General features: G+C 66.2%; 11 protein-coding genes. 5 read left to right on the top strand and 6 right to left on the bottom strand.

Annotated features, from left to right (window positions below; all coding sequences use genetic code 11):
- Positions 1 to 3: 3 nt before the first annotated feature.
- The 3 genes from nirB to B215_RS0105170 form a co-directional block, all read right to left on the bottom strand.
- A complete protein-coding gene (gene nirB, locus B215_RS0105160; protein WP_019368566.1) occupies positions 4 to 2,505 on the bottom strand; it encodes a nitrite reductase large subunit NirB in 2,502 nt (833 codons plus the stop codon).
- Between the two features lie 225 nt (positions 2,506 to 2,730).
- Positions 2,731 to 3,936 (bottom strand): alginate export family protein, encoded by a 1,206-nt coding sequence (locus B215_RS0105165; RefSeq protein ID WP_019368567.1) that lies wholly within the window; start codon positions 3,934 to 3,936, stop codon positions 2,731 to 2,733.
- Between the two features lie 60 nt (positions 3,937 to 3,996).
- Positions 3,997 to 5,244 carry a nitrate/nitrite transporter gene (locus tag B215_RS0105170; protein ID WP_019368568.1) on the bottom strand — a complete coding sequence of 416 codons (1,248 nt, stop codon included), beginning with the start codon at positions 5,242 to 5,244 and terminating at the stop codon, positions 3,997 to 3,999.
- Positions 5,245 to 5,538: 294 nt separating this feature from the next.
- Between B215_RS0105170 and B215_RS21235 the strand changes: the two genes are divergently transcribed.
- Positions 5,539 to 5,874 (top strand): hypothetical protein, encoded by a 336-nt coding sequence (locus B215_RS21235; RefSeq protein WP_152997937.1) that lies wholly within the window; start codon positions 5,539 to 5,541, stop codon positions 5,872 to 5,874.
- 394 nt (positions 5,875 to 6,268) lie between these two features.
- On the opposite strand, the gene B215_RS0105175 is transcribed toward B215_RS21235, so the two are convergent.
- The 3 genes from B215_RS0105175 to glpK all read right to left on the bottom strand — a co-directional run bounded on the left by B215_RS0105175 (position 6,269) and on the right by glpK (position 9,648).
- Complete coding sequence (locus tag B215_RS0105175; RefSeq protein WP_019368569.1) at positions 6,269 to 7,483, bottom strand: CmpA/NrtA family ABC transporter substrate-binding protein; 1,215 nt, start codon at positions 7,481 to 7,483, stop codon at positions 6,269 to 6,271.
- Positions 7,480 to 8,064 (bottom strand): ANTAR domain-containing response regulator, encoded by a 585-nt coding sequence (locus B215_RS0105180; RefSeq protein ID WP_019368570.1) that lies wholly within the window; start codon positions 8,062 to 8,064, stop codon positions 7,480 to 7,482. The genes B215_RS0105175 and B215_RS0105180 overlap by 4 nt, the downstream gene beginning before the upstream one ends.
- Positions 8,065 to 8,130: 66 nt before the next feature.
- A complete protein-coding gene (glpK, locus tag B215_RS0105185) occupies positions 8,131 to 9,648 on the bottom strand; it encodes a glycerol kinase GlpK (protein WP_236704543.1) in 1,518 nt (505 codons plus the stop codon).
- An 80-nt stretch (positions 9,649 to 9,728) separates the two neighbouring features.
- On the opposite strand from glpK, the gene B215_RS0105190 reads away from it, so the two are divergent.
- The 4 genes from B215_RS0105190 to B215_RS0105205 all read left to right on the top strand — a co-directional run bounded on the left by B215_RS0105190 (position 9,729) and on the right by B215_RS0105205 (position 15,773).
- A complete protein-coding gene (locus B215_RS0105190; RefSeq protein WP_026008965.1) occupies positions 9,729 to 11,261 on the top strand; it encodes a glycerol-3-phosphate dehydrogenase in 1,533 nt (510 codons plus the stop codon).
- A complete protein-coding gene (locus B215_RS0105195; RefSeq protein WP_019368573.1) occupies positions 11,261 to 12,043 on the top strand; it encodes a DeoR/GlpR family DNA-binding transcription regulator in 783 nt (260 codons plus the stop codon). Before B215_RS0105190 ends, B215_RS0105195 begins: the two co-directional genes overlap by 1 nt.
- An 83-nt stretch (positions 12,044 to 12,126) precedes the next feature.
- A complete protein-coding gene (locus tag B215_RS0105200; RefSeq protein WP_019368574.1) occupies positions 12,127 to 13,383 on the top strand; it encodes an MFS transporter in 1,257 nt (418 codons plus the stop codon).
- A complete protein-coding gene (locus tag B215_RS0105205) occupies positions 13,380 to 15,773 on the top strand; it encodes a glycoside hydrolase family 31 protein (RefSeq protein ID WP_019368575.1) in 2,394 nt (797 codons plus the stop codon). The genes B215_RS0105200 and B215_RS0105205 overlap by 4 nt, the downstream gene beginning before the upstream one ends.
- The last annotated feature ends 47 nt before the right edge of the window (positions 15,774 to 15,820 follow it).

Consider the following 15,820-nt stretch of genomic DNA (forward strand, 5'->3'; position numbering starts at 1 on the left):
ACATCACTCCGCGGCGGCAAGAAGGGGCTGATGGAGACCGGCATCGGCGCCGGCGACGCGATCGGCCCAGGGATCGTCCTGGCTGAAGGATTGCGAATGCCAGAAGCGCGCGGCGAGCGCGTCGCGGCCGGCCTCGTCCTCCACGACACGGGCCTTCACCGAAGCGAGCCCTACCCGCTCGATCCACGGCGCGGTGCGCTCCAGATAGCGTGCTTCCTCGCGATAGAGCTGCACGAAGGCGGCGGCGTAGTGCATCGCCTCCTCTTCGGTCGCGACCTTCACCAGCAGGTCGGTCGCGCGGACATGGATGCCGCCATTGCCGCCGACATGCAGCTCGTAGCCCGAGTCGACGCACACCACGCCGAAGTCCTTGATCGTCGCCTCCGCGCAGTTCCGCGGGCAGCCGGAGACCGCCATCTTGAACTTGTGCGGCATCCAGCTGCCCCAGAAGCCCCGCTCCAGCCTGATGCCGAGCCCGGTCGAGTCCTGCGTGCCGAAGCGGCACCATTCGGAGCCGACGCAGGTCTTCACCGTCCGCAGCGCCTTGGCATAGGCGTGCCCCGAGACCATCCCCGCCGCGTTCAGGTCCGCCCAGACCGCAGGCAGGTCCTCCTTGCGGATGCCGAAGATATCCAGCCGCTGGCCGCCGGTGACCTTCACCATCGGCGCGTTGTACTTCTCCACCACATCGGCGATCGCGCGCAGCTCGGTGGGCGTGGTCACTCCGCCCCACATGCGCGGCACCACCGAATAGGTGCCGTCCTTCTGGATGTTGGCGTGGAGCCGCTCGTTGACGAAACGGCTCTGCTGGTCGTCGATATATTCGCCCGGCAGCGCGCAGAGCAGATAATAGTTGAGCGCCGGCCGGCAGGAGGAACAGCCGTCGGGCGTCGACCAGGGCAGCGGCTGCATCACCTCCGGAATGGCGCGCATGCCCTGTTCGACGATCGCGCGACGCACCTCGTCATGGCCATAGCTGGTGCATTTGCACATCGTCTTCGGCCCGGCCTGTACGCCGTCCTCGCCCAGAATCAGCGCGAGTAGGTTCTCGACGATGCCGGTGCACGATCCGCAGCTGGCCGAAGCCTTGCAGCCGGCCCGCACCGCATCGAGGCTGCACGCCCCGCCGTGGATCGTGGCGACCACCTGCCCCTTCGAGACGCCGTTGCAGCCGCAGATCTCGGCATCGTCCGAGAGCGCCGCAACGGCAGCCTTAGGGTCCAGCTGCCCCCCTCCCGAGGCGAAGGCCTGGCCGTAGATCAGCACGTCGCGGATCGCGGCGACGCTCTCGCCCTTCTTGAGCAGGTCGAAATACCAGCCGCCATCGGCGGTGTCGCCGAACAGCACCGCGCCGATCACGCGATCGTCCTTCAGCACCACCCGCTTGTAGATGCCGCGCGCCGCATCGCGCAGCACGATGTCCTCGCAGCCCTCGCCGCCGGAGAAGTCACCGGCCGAGAACACGTCGAGCCCGGCGACCTTGAGCTTGGTCGAGGTCACCGATCCGCGATAGGGATTCTCGCGTGCGACCAGCCCGTCGGCCAGGCTGCGGCACATGTCCCACAAGGGTGCCACCAGCCCATAGCATTGCCCGTCATGCTCTACGCATTCGCCCACCGCGAGCACGTTGGCGTCGCTGGTCACCATATGGTCGTCGACCTGGATGCCGCGGCCCACTGCCAGTCCGGCCTCACGGGCGAGCTTCACCGAAGGCCGGATGCCCACCGCCATCACCACCAGCTTGGCCGGAATGACGCGGCCGTCCTTCAGCTGCACGCCTTCGACCTTGCCGTCGCCCAGGATCGCGGCGGTGTCGGCGCCGGTGAGGATCGTCTGCCCGCGCGCCTCAAGCGCGGACTTGAGCAGCCACCCGGCCGCTTCGTCGAGCTGGCGCTCCATCAGCGTCGGCATCAGGTGGAGCACGGTAACGTTCATGCCGCGGAGGGTGAGACCATGCGCCGCCTCCAGCCCGAGCAGCCCGCCGCCGATCACCACCGCATCGCCGCCTTCGCCTGCCGCCGCCAGCATCGCATCGACATCGGCCATGTCGCGGAAGCTGATCACGCCGGGGAGGCTATGCCCCGGCACCGGGATGATGAACGGATCCGAGCCGGTGGCGATCAGCAGCTTGTCATAGCCGGTGACGCGACCCGACTTGGCCGTCACGATGCGCGCGGCGCGGTCGATCGCCACCACGGGATCGCCGGCGACCAGCTCGATGCCGTGCTGCGCGTACCAGCCATGGTCGTTGATGACGATTTCCTGGAATGTCTTCTCGCCTGCCAGCACCGGCGACAGCATGATCCGGTTGTAGTTCACATGCGGCTCGGCGCCGAAAATGGTGACGCGGTAGCGCGTGCCGTCCCGCGCGAGCAGTTCCTCCACCGCCCGACAACCGGCCATGCCGTTGCCGATGACGACGAGATGCTCGCGCGTGTCGGCGGGGTGTTCCGCCGGGGCGGGGCTTTCGTCGGCGAGGATCGCCGTGGGTTCCAGAAACTCCATCCGCTTGGCTCCAAAACGAAAAAAAAGCCGCCATCCGGCGCCCGGTCTTTCGAACCGAGCGCTGGATGGCGGCTTTGCCATCAACAGGACCACGTTTTGCCCATCGGCGGGCTGGCGTGGCTATGTGGGTAAGGACAGCCTTGTCCTTCGCGGTGCAGCATAGCCCGATTCGGGCGACTGCTCAAGTGGTTCCGGAAAATCCTCCCCTGCGCGGGGAGGATCCGGTCAGTAGGTCCAGTCGAGCTGCAGCCACATCTTGGTGGTGTCGGTGGCGAACCGATCCGCCTTGTAGCGGGCGTAGCGCGCGGAGATTGCGGTCTTCTTCACCTTCACCGTGGCAAGCAGGTTCACCACGTCGCCATAATGCTGGTCCAGCCGGTCGCTCTGGAAACGGTGGTACAGCGCCTGGAACGAGAGAAGGTCGATCTTGCCCACCTTCTTCCAGCTATGGCTGCCGCCGACATAGATGTCGTGCAGGCCGTTCGGCGGATTGGTGGTGAACTTGTCCGCCCAGCCCTGAAACTTGAACACGCTGCCGAGCGGCGTCTGGAAGCTGGTGAGCGCCGTGCCGTTGCCCGCGCCGAGCACTTCGTACCCGGCATTCAGCGTCCAGTTGCCGATATCGAGCGCCCCGTCCGCCAGCCAGTAATCGGCCTTATAGTCGTTGGGATTGCGGTGATAATCGGACTGGCGAGCATAGCTGAACTGATAGTTCAGCTTCACTTTTGGGGCGATCGGCTGGCTGCCCGCCAGGCGCGCGCCGTAATTCTGGTTCGACAGGCGATAACCCTGCACGGCGGCTTCGTCCTGATCCACCAGATAGGCGAAGCCGGTGAGCGTGCCGATCGGCGTCGCGGCCGATATGTTGGCGAACACATTGTCGCCGGAGACGCCGCGCTGCCGGAAGCCGCGCCCGTCGCTGCCCCATACGGTGCGGACGTTCCACGCATAGGTGACGTCGACCTTCACCCCCTTCAGCGGCACGAGTTCGGTACGCACCGCATCATAGGTCTGGCCGTTGTTGCGGAAGCCGGCGGCACCCACGAAGCGCTCGTCGTCCAGGGTGATGCGCTGGCGCCCGGCGGTCACGGTCAGCGGCTGGGTGCGATAGCGGATCTGCGCGCGATAGATGGCGGCGTTTTCCGGATCGCCGATCACCGGTCGATCGGCCACTCCGCGCAATCCGTCATAATATTTGTCGACGACGGCCAGGTTGCCCTGCGCCTCGCCCAGTACCGACCAGGGCCCGCGGGTCGCCTCCACGCCCGCCCGCAGGCGGATCGTCACGGCGTCGGACGCCGCCGCCAGTCCGTCCTGGTCGACATGTTCGTAGCGGGTGCGCCCCTCGATCAGCGGCTTGACGCTAACCTCCTGCGCGCAAGCCGGGGCGGCGGCGACGAGCGCCGTCGCCATGGGGATCCAGAAACGCATCGATCTTCCTTCGGTCCGAAAGCGGCGGCATCTCGCAAGAAACGCCGCCTATCCAGTCAATTATATCCGAGCGGCCGTGTTCCAGGTCGCGCGCCACTTCATTTTTACCGCGCTGAGCCCCGCGAGCGCCGCCAGCGACAGCCCGGCAAAGATCAGAAAACCGGGCGAAAAACTGCCCGCCAGTTGCTTGGCGAAGCCCAGCGAGGAAGCGAGATAGAAGCCGCCAACGCCGCCTGCCATGCCGACGAGCCCGGTCATCACGCCGATCTCCGCCTGGAAGCGCTGCGGCACCAACTGAAACACCGATCCGTTACCGGTGCCCAGCGCCAGCATCGCCAGGACGAAGCAGGCTAGTGCGGCGGGCAGGGTGGCAGCCACGCTGACACCCGCCAGTGCAGCGGCGGCGACCAGGAACACGCCGGTCAGCGCCTTCACGCCACCGATCTTGTCGGCCAGCGCGCCGCCCAGCGGCCGAACCAGCGAACCGGCGAAGACGCAGGCCGCGGTGCAATAGCCCGCAACGATGGTGCTCAGTCCGAACTGGTCGGTGAAATAGATTGGCAGCGATGCCGCGAGACCGACAAAGCCGCCGAACGTCACCGAATAGAAGCCCATCAGCCACCAGGCGTCGGCGGACTTGAGCGGGTGGAGATATTCGAGCCAGCTCTTCGGCGCTGGGGCGTTCGGTGCATCCTTCGCCATCGCCATGTACAGCACGAACACGATCGCGAGTGGGATGCAGGCCAGCCCCAGCACCGCGTTCCACCCGAACAGCTTGGCGAGCGCCGGCGCGAACAGCGCGGCGAGAACCGTTCCCGAATTGCCCATCCCGGCCAGGCCCATCGCCTTGCCCTGGTGCTCGGCCGGATACCAGCGGCTGGCGAGCGGCAGCGCGATCGCGAAGCTCGCCCCCGCAAAGCCCAGGATCACGCCCAGTGCCAGCGTGCCGCCAAAGCTGTTCACGCCCATCAGATAGGCGGAAAGCAGGCCGCCGATCACGATCAGCTGGCTGATCGCACCCGAGCGCTTCGGGCCGATGCGATCGACCAGCAACCCATTGACGACGCGCAGGAACGCACCGGCGAGCGTGGGCGTCGCCACCATCAGCCCCTTTTGCGCGGCGGTGAGGTGCAGCGTCTTGGCGATGTCGGGCGCCAGCGGCCCGAGCAGCACCCACACCATGAAGGCGAGATCGAAATAGAGGAACGCGGCGACGAGCGTCGGCCAATGCCCGCTGCGCCAGAAACTGCCGTCTTTCGTCGTGCTGCCAGGTTCTTGCACGCGTTGATCCAGAAATGCCGTTGCCATGATGACTTCCCCAATGCCGATCTGAAAAGGACATGAAAAAAGCCGCTCGCCGGACGTTCGCACGGTTGCGAAATCCGGTCAGCGGCTTTGCTGCGTTCAGAGGGGGAGGCTTGCCCCGGCCTTGGGGTGCCCTCCCGATGGGCGCGCTTCGATGCGCGACTCGGGGATCATCGCGCGGATTGCGTTTTGCTGCAAGCGCGAAGTTGGAAAGACGTCTTCAGGCGGATAGGCCGACGCTCTGCCGACGGCTGCTGCACCGCTTGCTGACATTCGTGAATTGGTTGATGCTGCCGCATGCGCACTTTGCTTTCCGGTCCTTTTCCATGGCTGATCGGCGCGGGGGCGTTGGCTGTAACGGCGGCCTTCTTCTGGATATCGGGCACCGCGATTGTCATTGATGAAACTGGCGGGGTGGAAACCGCCTTTGTCACGAACAGCGGCGGAGCCGAGCAAAGGCTGCGTCGCATTTGGAACGGCTACTTCTTCGCTATTCCTCGGGTCGAAGGTACCATCGAGGTTCGGTGCACAAACGGTGTGCGCAAACAATGGGGGTCTGTGACGGGAGGCCTGCACACGGCAGTGCGCATCGTCGGAAAAAGGCCCTGCGCACTACTTGTCGAAGCAGATTGAACAACTTCACAAACGACTGCTTCCGACCAACTCGCGTGGTTGCGGCGATCCTTGTTCGCCGCGTCGAACCTCCGCAGACGTTGACTTGCGCGTTTAGTGATATTCACTATATGTTCCGCACATCGTGCTCTTTGATTGGTTCGGTAACTTCGTCCTGCTCGCGAAGCGACGCGCTTCGTGGCCCCGGTCAGCGTTTCGACAATCAGGCACATGACAAACGCCGCATGAGCCTAAACTTCCTAAACTTCATGTCGTCGGGTCGGCCTGTGGTGCGCACCGTCGAGGCGCACAGGCCTAAACTTCCTAAACTTTGGCCGGTGGCTGCCACCCGGCGCGACGGCGCTCACCAGCAGTCCGTATCCTTTTATTTTAGCCAACATCAATGGCTTACGGCCTAGCTGCGCACCTGTCCAAAGGCGGCCAGATACTCCTCCAGTCGCTCGGGATCGAAAACCCGTCCGTCGAAAAAGCGGTCGGGCCCGAGCGTCAGGGCGCCATGGTGGGATCCCACCCCGGTGGAGACGCCGACGGCGCCTTCCAGCTTCATGCTGGCACCGGGCATCGGCTCGCCGCTGGCGGCCAGTGCGCGGCGGTACATGTCCGGGCGGAACACCGCGCCGGCGGCTGCCTGGGCCTCCGCGCTGGGTTCCGCTTGTTTCCAGCGGACGAGCTGTGAATAGATCCACAGCGCCTGGCTGCGCCAGGGGAAGGCGGTCGCCTCGCGGTGGAACAGCAGGAAATCGGGCTGCAGGATCGCCGGGGCGCTGGCCCGGGGGATCACGATGCCGGCCAGCGATGCCTCGATCAGCTCGGCGGGCTCGCCGACATAGGCGTCGCGCGCCAGCAAGGCCGCCAGTTCGCCGCGGTTCGCCGGGTCGTCGCACCAGCGCGCCGCCTGTGCCAGTGCAAGCAGCAGCCGGTCGACGGTGTCGGCATGCGCCTCCATCCAGTCGGTGCGCAGCGCCAGTACTTTCTCGACGCCGCGCTGCCAGATGCGCGCGCCGATCGCCACCGCTTCGGCCAGGCCCTGCGCGATCGCCGCAGCCGGCCAGGGGTCGCCGGCGATAAACCCGTCGATCTCGCCCAGCCGCATCGCCTCCACGGTCAGCGAGGGCGGCAGCACCCGGAGCACCACGTCGCGGTCGGGATCGATGCCCACGCTGCCCAGCCAATAGCGCAGCATCAGCGCGTGGCCCGAAAAGCGGTGCACGATGCCGATGATCGGCTTGCGGCGGAACAGCCCGATCGCGGTGGCAAAGTCGTGGCCCGTGCCCAGCGGATCGGCCAGCCGGGCGGGAAGGTCGGGCTCCAGCGCCGCCGCGAACTCGCCGGACATCACCAGCATGTTGCCGTTGCTGTTGAGCTTGAACGGCGCCGAAAGGGCTGCCGGCTGCTGGCTAAGACCCAGGGTCACCGCGACGGCGAGCGGCGCGAGCATCTGCGCGGCTTGTACCTGGCCATAGACCAGCCGGTCGCGCAGCGTCGCCCAGCTGGTGGTGCGAACCAGCTCCAGGTCAATGCTTTGCGCCTCGGCGAACCCCTTTTCGCGCGCGGCGACCAGCACGGCGCTGTCGGTCAGTGGCAGGAAGGCGGCGCGTATCGTGGTCATGCGCCGCCTCCGCCCAACAGGCTGCTTGCGGTGATCAGCGCCTCGGCCACGTCGACCAGCCGCCGTCCCTGGTTCATCGCCGTCGAGCGCAGCAGCGCATAGGCATCGGGTTCGTTCAATCCGCGCTGCGCCATCAATATCGCCTTGGCCTTGTCGATCGTCTTGCGGTTGGCGAGCGCGGTGCGCGCTTCGTCCAGTTCGCTCTGCATACGGGAAAAAGCGGTGAACCGCCGCACCGCCAGCTCGAGGATCGGCTTCACCCGATCCTTGCGCAAGCCGTCGACGACATAAGCGGAAACGCCCGCATCGATCGCTGCGCCGATCATCGAATCGTCGGACTGGTCGACGAACATCGCGATCGGCTTGGCGAGTGCGCGGCTTACGAGGAGCATTTCCTCCAGCGTGTCGCGGCTGGGGCTGCCCAGGTCCATCAGCACGACATCGGGCGCCATCCGCTCGATCCGCGCGACAAAGGCGCCGCGCGGCGGCACGAAATGGATGTCGTCATAGCCGGCCTCGCGCAGGCCCTCTTCCAGGACCGACGCGCGCGCACCGCTGTCATCGACTATGACGATCCGCACCCCAGCGTCCCCTTCGCAGATGCAGCAGGGGTGGCAGCAAAGCTGCGGCCCGTCAATTTCCGAGCGTTACCGGAGCGTTCGCTCCAGGGCGTCGTGCCAGCCGGCGAGCAGGGTTGCCCGATGGCCGGCCTCCATGTCCGGGTCGAAACAGGCCTGGCGCGACCAGATGCGCGAAAGCTCGTCCAGGCCGGACCACAGCCCGACTGCAAGACCCGCAAGGAAGGCCGCGCCGCGGGCCGTGGTCTCCAGATCGTCCGGCCGCTCGACCGAGACCTGGAGGATGTCGGCGAGGAAGCGGCAAAGCCAGTCGTTCGCCGCCATGCCGCCGTCGACGCGCAGCGTGGCGGGTTGGCCGCCGCCATCCCGCACCATGGCCTCCAGCAGGTCATGCGTTTGATAGGCGACCGCTTCGAGCGCGGCGCGGGCGAGATGGGCTTGGGTGGCGCCGAGCGTGAGGCCGAAGATCGCGCCGCGCGCATCGGGATCCCAATGCGGCGCACCCAGGCCGACAAAGGCGGGTACCATGTAGACTCCGTGGCTGTCGGGTACCCGCGTCGCCATGTCGTTGGTCTGCCGCGCATGGGTGATGACGCCGATGCCGTCGCGCAGCCACTTCACCGCCGCGCCGGCGATGAAGATAGATCCTTCGAGCGCGTACTGGGTGCGCCCCTCGATGCGATAGGCGGGAGTGGTGAGCAGGCGGTGGGTAGAGGCCACTGCTTCCTCGCCCGTGTGCATCAGCATGAAACAGCCGGTACCATATGTGGACTTCACCATGCCGGGCGCGAAGCAGCATTGGCCAAACAGTGCTGCCTGCTGGTCCCCCGCCATACCGGCGATGGGGATGGGAGCCCCGAACAGCGCCGGATCGGTGGTGCCGAACAGATGGGCATTGTCTTCCACCGCCGGCAACACGGCCATGGGCACGCCGAACAGCCGACACAGGTCTTCGTCCCACGCGCCGCGATGAATATCCCACAGGCAGGTGCGAGCGGCGTTGGTGACATCGGTTGCATGAACCGTGCCGCCGGTCAGCCGCCACAGCAGGAAACAGTCCACGGTGCCGAACGCCAGCTCGCCGCGCTCTGCCCGGGCCCGGGCGCCTTCGACATGGTCGAGAATCCAGCCGATCTTGGTTGCCGAGAAATAGGGGTCGACGAGCAGGCCCGTACGGGCGCGGACGAGATCTTCGGCCCCTTCCGCCTTCAGTTGCTGGCAGCGATCGGCGGTGCGGCGATCCTGCCAGACGATCGCCGAATAAATGGGAGCACCGGTCGCGCGATCCCACAGGATGGTGGTCTCGCGCTGATTCGTGATGCCGATCGCCGCGATCTCGGCGGCGCCGAGGCCGCTCTTTCCCAGCGCCTCTCGCGCGGTGGACAGCGTGTCGCGCCAGATATCCTCGGGATCATGCTCGACCCAGCCCTGTGACGGATAATGCTGGGCGAATTCCACCTGCGCCGTGACGACGCGCCGCCCCTGCGAATCGAAGATCACGCTGCGCGTCGATGTCGTGCCCTGATCGATCGCCAGGATGTGGACCTTCTTCACTTTCTTCCCCTCCATGTTCGTTTGAAGGCTCATGTATTTTCGTTCGCACGTCAACGCTTTCGTTTTCGTGCCGATCCTGCTATAGAAGTATGAAGAATTGGCTGGGACGAAGCATGGCTGAAACGCAATCCCGCGACCTGTACGACCTGTTGGTGGTAGGCGGCGGCATCAACGGCGCCGGCATCGCCCGCGACGCGGCTGGGCGCGGCCTTTCCGTCCTGCTGGTCGAGCAGGACGATCTCGCCAGCCACACCTCTTCGGCATCGACCAAGCTGATCCATGGCGGGCTGCGCTACTTGGAGTATGGCGAGTTCCGCCTGGTGCGCGAGGCGCTGATAGAGCGCGAGCGGCTCTGGGGCATGGCGCCGCACATCATCTGGCCGCTGCGGTTCGTGCTGCCGCAGACGCAATCCCCGCGCCCGGCCTGGATGGTGCGGCTGGGGCTGTTTCTCTACGACCACTTAGGCGGGCGAAAGAAACTGCCTGGCACCGACAGCATCGATCTGGCGCACACGCCCTTCGGCCGCGGGCTGAAGCAGGCGCAAGGCAAGGCGTTCGTCTACTCCGACTGCTGGGTAGAAGACAGTCGCCTGGTGGTACTCAACGCCATGGACGCGGCGGCGCGCGGCGCGGAGATCCGCACCCGCACCCGTCTGGTCGACGCGCGGCGGGAAGGTGCCGTGTGGCAGGCGACGATCGCCCAGGAAGCGGGCCCGCAGTGGCAGGGGCGGGCGCGGGGGCTGGTAAACGCGGCGGGGCCTTGGGTTGCGGATGTGCTGGGCCGCGTGCCCGATGTTATCGCCGACCGGGGACTTCGCTTGGTGAAGGGCAGCCATCTGGTGGTGCCACGGCTGTACGAAGGTGACCACGCCTTCATGCTGCAGAACCCGGATCGTCGGATCGTCTTCACGGTTCCCTATGAAGGTGCTTTCACTCTGATAGGTACCACCGACGAGGCCTGGGACGGCGCGCCGGGCAGGGCGCAGATCAGCGAAGGCGAGACGCGCTACCTGCTCGACACTGCCGCCCGCTATTTCGAGCGCGCGCCGCGTGAAGCGGATATCGTATGGAGCTATGCCGGCATCCGCCCGCTGTACGATGATCGGAAAGGTAATGCCTCTGCGGTCACGCGCGATTATGTGCTTGATCTGGACGGCGGCGAGGGCCAGGCGCCGATGCTGAGCATTTTCGGCGGCAAGATCACCACGTATCGCAAGCTGGCCGAGCATGCGCTGGCAGAACTCGCGCCGCACGTGCCCGCGGCGGGGGGTGCCTGGACGGCGGGTGCGGCGCTGCCGGGTGGTGACATGGCGAACGGCGATTTCGAGGCCTATCTGCAGGCGCTGCGGGCCGAGCGGCCTAGTCTTCCCACACCGCTGCTGCGGCGCCTTGCCCGCGCCTATGGCACGCGCGTGGCGGCACTGCTGGGCGATGCCCGCGCAATGGTGGACTTGGGCGAGGATTTCGGCGGGGGCCTGACCGAACGCGAAGTCGAGTATTTGCGCGCCCATGAATGGGCGCAGACCGCGGAAGACATATTGTTCCGCCGCAGCAAGCTGGGCCTGCACGTGCCGCCGGACACGGCGGCTCGCCTCGCCGCCTATCTGGCCGGCGAGCATTCGCCCGGTCTGCGTCGGCGCGCCTGATGGCGGAGGAACTGCCCGATATCGTTGCCCAGCGCCATGCGCGGATCCTGGAACTCGCCCGCCACACTGGCAGCGTCACCGTGGAAGCGCTGGCAGCTGAGTTGGAGGTGACGCCGCAGACCATCCGCCGCGACCTGAACCTGCTCGCCAGGCGGGCGATGCTGTCGCGAGTTCATGGCGGCGCGATCGTCACGTCGGGCGTGGACAATCTCGATCGCGAGGCGCGGCGCCAGGTGGCAGCAAGTGCGAAAGCCGCGATCGGCGCGGCGGCGGCGGCGCTGGTGCCGGACGGCGCCAGTCTGTTCATCAATATCGGCACGACGACCGAAGCGATCGCCCGTGCGCTGGTCAACCACCGGCACCTGCTGGTCGTTACCAACAACCTCAACGTGGCGGACATTCTCGGCGGGGTTCCGACGATTGAGGTGATCGTTGCCGGCGGACGAGTGCGGGCCAGCGATCGCGCGGTGGTAGGCGCGCTGGCGATGGACTTCCTGCGCGGCTTCAAGGTCGACTTCGCGCTGATCGGCGCGTCGGCGATCGATGCAGGGGGAACGCTGCTCGACTTTGACGTCGACGAGGTGCGCGTTTCCCAGACCATCATCGAACAGGCGCGCACCGTCATTCTGGCCGCTGATCAGAGCAAGTTCGGGCGGCCCGCGCCGGTTCGCATCGCCGAGATTGCGGCAGTGGATTACCTGGTCACCGACCGCCTGTTGCACGACGGCATCATTGCAGCATGTCAGGCCGGAAAAGTGAACGTACGCGAAACGACTCGTTGATTGGTAAGGCCTCATTAGCTATTATGGCCTTACCAATAAAATAAGTGCAGCCGAATCCGGCAGCTGGAGAGAGCAGGGGGCATATGCGGCGCATTCCGCATCTTCGCTGGTGGATCGTCGGGCTGATCTGCGCCGGCACGATTGCCAATTACCTTGCGCGTAATTCTTTGGGCGTGCTGGCGCCGGAACTGAAATCGGTGCTGCACATGACGACGCAGCAATACAGCTATGTCGTCGGCGCATTTCAGCTCTCCTATACGGTAATGCAGCCAATTGCCGGCATGATCGTCGATCGGGTGGGGCTTCGCGCCGGCTTCGCGCTGTTCGGCGTCGCCTGGTCGGTCGCCAACATGCTCCACGCTTTTGCCGCGGGATGGCTGGGCCTGTTGTTCTTCCGCGGACTGCTGGGGCTTGCCGAAGCGGCGGCGGTGCCATCGGGGATCAAGGCGATCGCCGAATGGTTTCCGTCGCGCGAGCGATCGGTGGCGGTGGGCTGGTTCAATGCCGGCACGTCGCTGGGCGCGCTGCTGGCGCCGCCGGTGGTGGCGATCGTTTCTATCTGGGCGGACTGGCGCATCGCCTTCGTGGTGACCGGCGCGGTCGGACTCGTCTGGGCTGCAGCATGGTATCGCTGGTATCGCAGTCCGGCCGCGCATCCGGCAATCACGGATGCCGAACGGGCGCTGATCGCCGCCGACCGGCCGACCGGGCCGGCGCGACGTGCCTCTGCGCGGGAGATACTGAGCACTGCCCGCTTCTGGATCATCGCCGTTCCACGCTTCCTGGCCGAGCCCGCATGGCAGACCTTCAGCTTCTGGATCCCGCTTTATCTGGCGACGGAGCGCGGCATGGATCTGAAGCAGATCGCGCTGTTCGCCTGGCTGCCCTTCCTTGCCGCAGACCTCGGCGGCGTGCTGGGCGGATATCTTTCGCCCTTCCTGGTCCGGCGTTTCCGCATGCCGCTGATCGCGTCGCGCGTGGCAGGGGTCGCGTTGGCCGCGGTGTTGATGATCGCGCCGGGCTGTATCGGGCTGGCGTCCAGCCCTTATGTCGCCATCGCGCTGTTCTGCGTCGGCGGTTTCGCCCACCAGATGATCTCGGTGCTGATCAACACCCTGTCTGCTGACGTCTTCACGGCGGAAGAAGTGGGCGCCGCCAACGGCTTCATTGGCCAGGCTGGCTGGATTGGTGGCCTAATGTTCTCGCTGCTGATCGGCCAGTTGGCCGATCGCGTCGGCTATGCCCCGCTGTTCGGCATGCTTTCCGTTTTCGACATCCTCGGCGCGATCGTGCTGATCGCCGGCCTGCGCCACCTTCGCCTTCCGGAGCCTGTGAAATGAGACGCGCCACGCTTTCCAATCCCCCGCGCTTCGCCGTCGCCGGGGAGGGGCAGGGGCGGATCACACTCAAAGCGGATACCGGCGCCGTCGCGCATCTGTTCGTGCTGGAGCCGGACGTGATGCGCCTGTTGCTGCTGGCAGACGGCACCGTCACCAGCCCGCCCAGTTGGGCGATCGCACCGGGCCAGGACGACATTGCCGATCCAGGTCGCGACCGGATGGACGTCAGCGGCTTTGCCTGCCCGGCCTATCGGCGGACGGAAGATGCCGAGCGGCTGGGGGTAGAAACCGATCACATCCGCCTGAGCGTGCAACTGCACGGGCTCCACTGCCGCTGGGAACAGCACGACGGCGAGGGCTGGCGGCTGATGGCGGAGGATCGGCCTACCCAGGCCTATGATTTCGGCTGGTGGGACGGAAAGGCGCATCATTATGTCGCGCGCCGGCCGGGCGAGCGCTTCTACGGCCTCGGTGATCGCACCGGCGATTGCGATCGCGCCGGCCGCAGCTTCCGCCTCACCAATCTCGATCCAATGGGCTACGACACGGAGCATAGCGACCCGCTGTACAAGTCGATCCCCTATGTGCTGGTGGCGGATGCGGAGGGGCGCTGCCACGGCGCCTTTTACGACAGCGTCGCCGATATCGCCTTCGATTTCGGGCGTGAGTTGGACAATTATCACGGACTGTTCCGCCATGTCGTGGCCGAGCACGGCGATATCGACCTGTGGATGATCGCCGGTCCGGATCCGCTGGCGGTCACGCAGCGCTTCACTTGGCTCACCGGCCGGCCGGCGCTGATGCCGCGCTGGTCGCTCGGATATTCGGGTTCGACCATGACCTATACCGACGCGCCCGACGCGGCGGCGCAGATGGGCGGTTTCCTCGAAAAGCTGGCCGAACACGATATCGGCTGCACCTCGTTTCATCTTTCGTCCGGCTACACGTCGATCGGCGACAAGCGTTACGTGTTCCATTGGAACCGGGAGAAGTTTCCCGATCCCCAGGCATTCGTCGCAAGCTATGCCGATGCCGGAGTGGCGCTGGTGCCGAACATCAAGCCGGCGCTGCTGCGCAGCCATCCGCTGTACGATGCGGTTGCGGCGGCCGGCCATTTCGTCGCGGACGAACAGGGCGTCCCGGTGGAGGCGCAGTTCTGGGACGAAGTGGGCAGCTATGTCGATTTCACCAACCCGGCCGCCGCCGCTTGGTGGCGAGGGCAGGTGCGCAGTGCGTTGCTGGACCAGGGGATCGTCGCGACCTGGAACGACAATAACGAATATGAGATTTGGGATGCGCGGGCGCGCTTCGCCGGCTTCGGCGCGGCGATCCCCGCCTCGGCGGCTCGGCCGATCCAGCCGCTGCTGATGACGCGCGCCTCCCGCCAGGCGCAGATCGAGGCGCGTCCGGCGCAGCGCCCCTATGTCGTCACCCGCTCCGGCATGGCCGGGCTGCAGCGCTATGCCCAGACGTGGAGCGGCGACAACCGCACCGAATGGAAGACGCTGCGCTACAATGGCCGCATGGCGATTGGCTTGGCGCTGTCCGGCGTTTCGAACAGCGGCCATGACGTAGGCGGCTTTTCCGGCCCGGCCCCGTCGCCGGAACTGCTGGTGCGCTGGGTGCAGGCGGGGGTGCTGATGCCGCGCTTCAGCATCCATAGCTGGAACGACGATCGCACCGTCAACGAACCGTGGATGTATCCGGAGGTGCTGCCGGCGATCCGTTCCCTGATGGCGCTGCGTCAGCGGCTGGTGCCGTTCTTCTACGATCTGCTGCACCGCTACCATGCCGAGTATGCGCCGATGGTGCGGCCGACGTGGCTCGATTTCCCGCACGATCCGCGGGCCTGGGCAGAATGCGACGAGCATCTGCTTGGCCCCAATCTGCTTGCCGCACCCGTTGTCGAAGCCGGCGCTTCGGCACGGAACCTCTACCTTCCGGCCGGTACGGAATGGATCGACGTGTGGAGCGGCGAGCGCCTGTCGGGCGGCGCGACGGTCACGGTTGCGGCGCCGCTCGACGGGCCTCCGCCGCTGTTCGCGCGGGCGGGTTCGGCGATGCTGGTGGACCTTGGCGAACCCGGCTGGCGCCCGGGCGCGGCGCGGCGCGGCCTGTGGCTGTTTCCGCCCCGCGACGGCGCCTTCACCTGCGATGCGATCGAAGATGACGGGGATGGGCACGGGCCCGTGACGCGCTGGCAGGTCGAGGGCACCGCTTATGCCGACACGGTGACGTTGCGGCTCAGCGTCGAAGGCGGTGCGCCGAGTGGCGACCGCGCGCTGCTGCTGCTGCTGCCTCCCGGCGACCATCGCGCGGTTGATGTAGATGGCGTGGTCGCGACAAGTGTTGCTTCCGAGCAACGCACGGGGGTCAAAGTCATCGTCTGACGGTGATCACGGAATTTCAAAAAGTTCGGTGGTGAACGTTAACCTCG

Source organism: Sphingomonas sp. ATCC 31555 (assembly GCF_000282895.1).
GTDB lineage: Bacteria > Pseudomonadota > Alphaproteobacteria > Sphingomonadales > Sphingomonadaceae > Sphingomonas.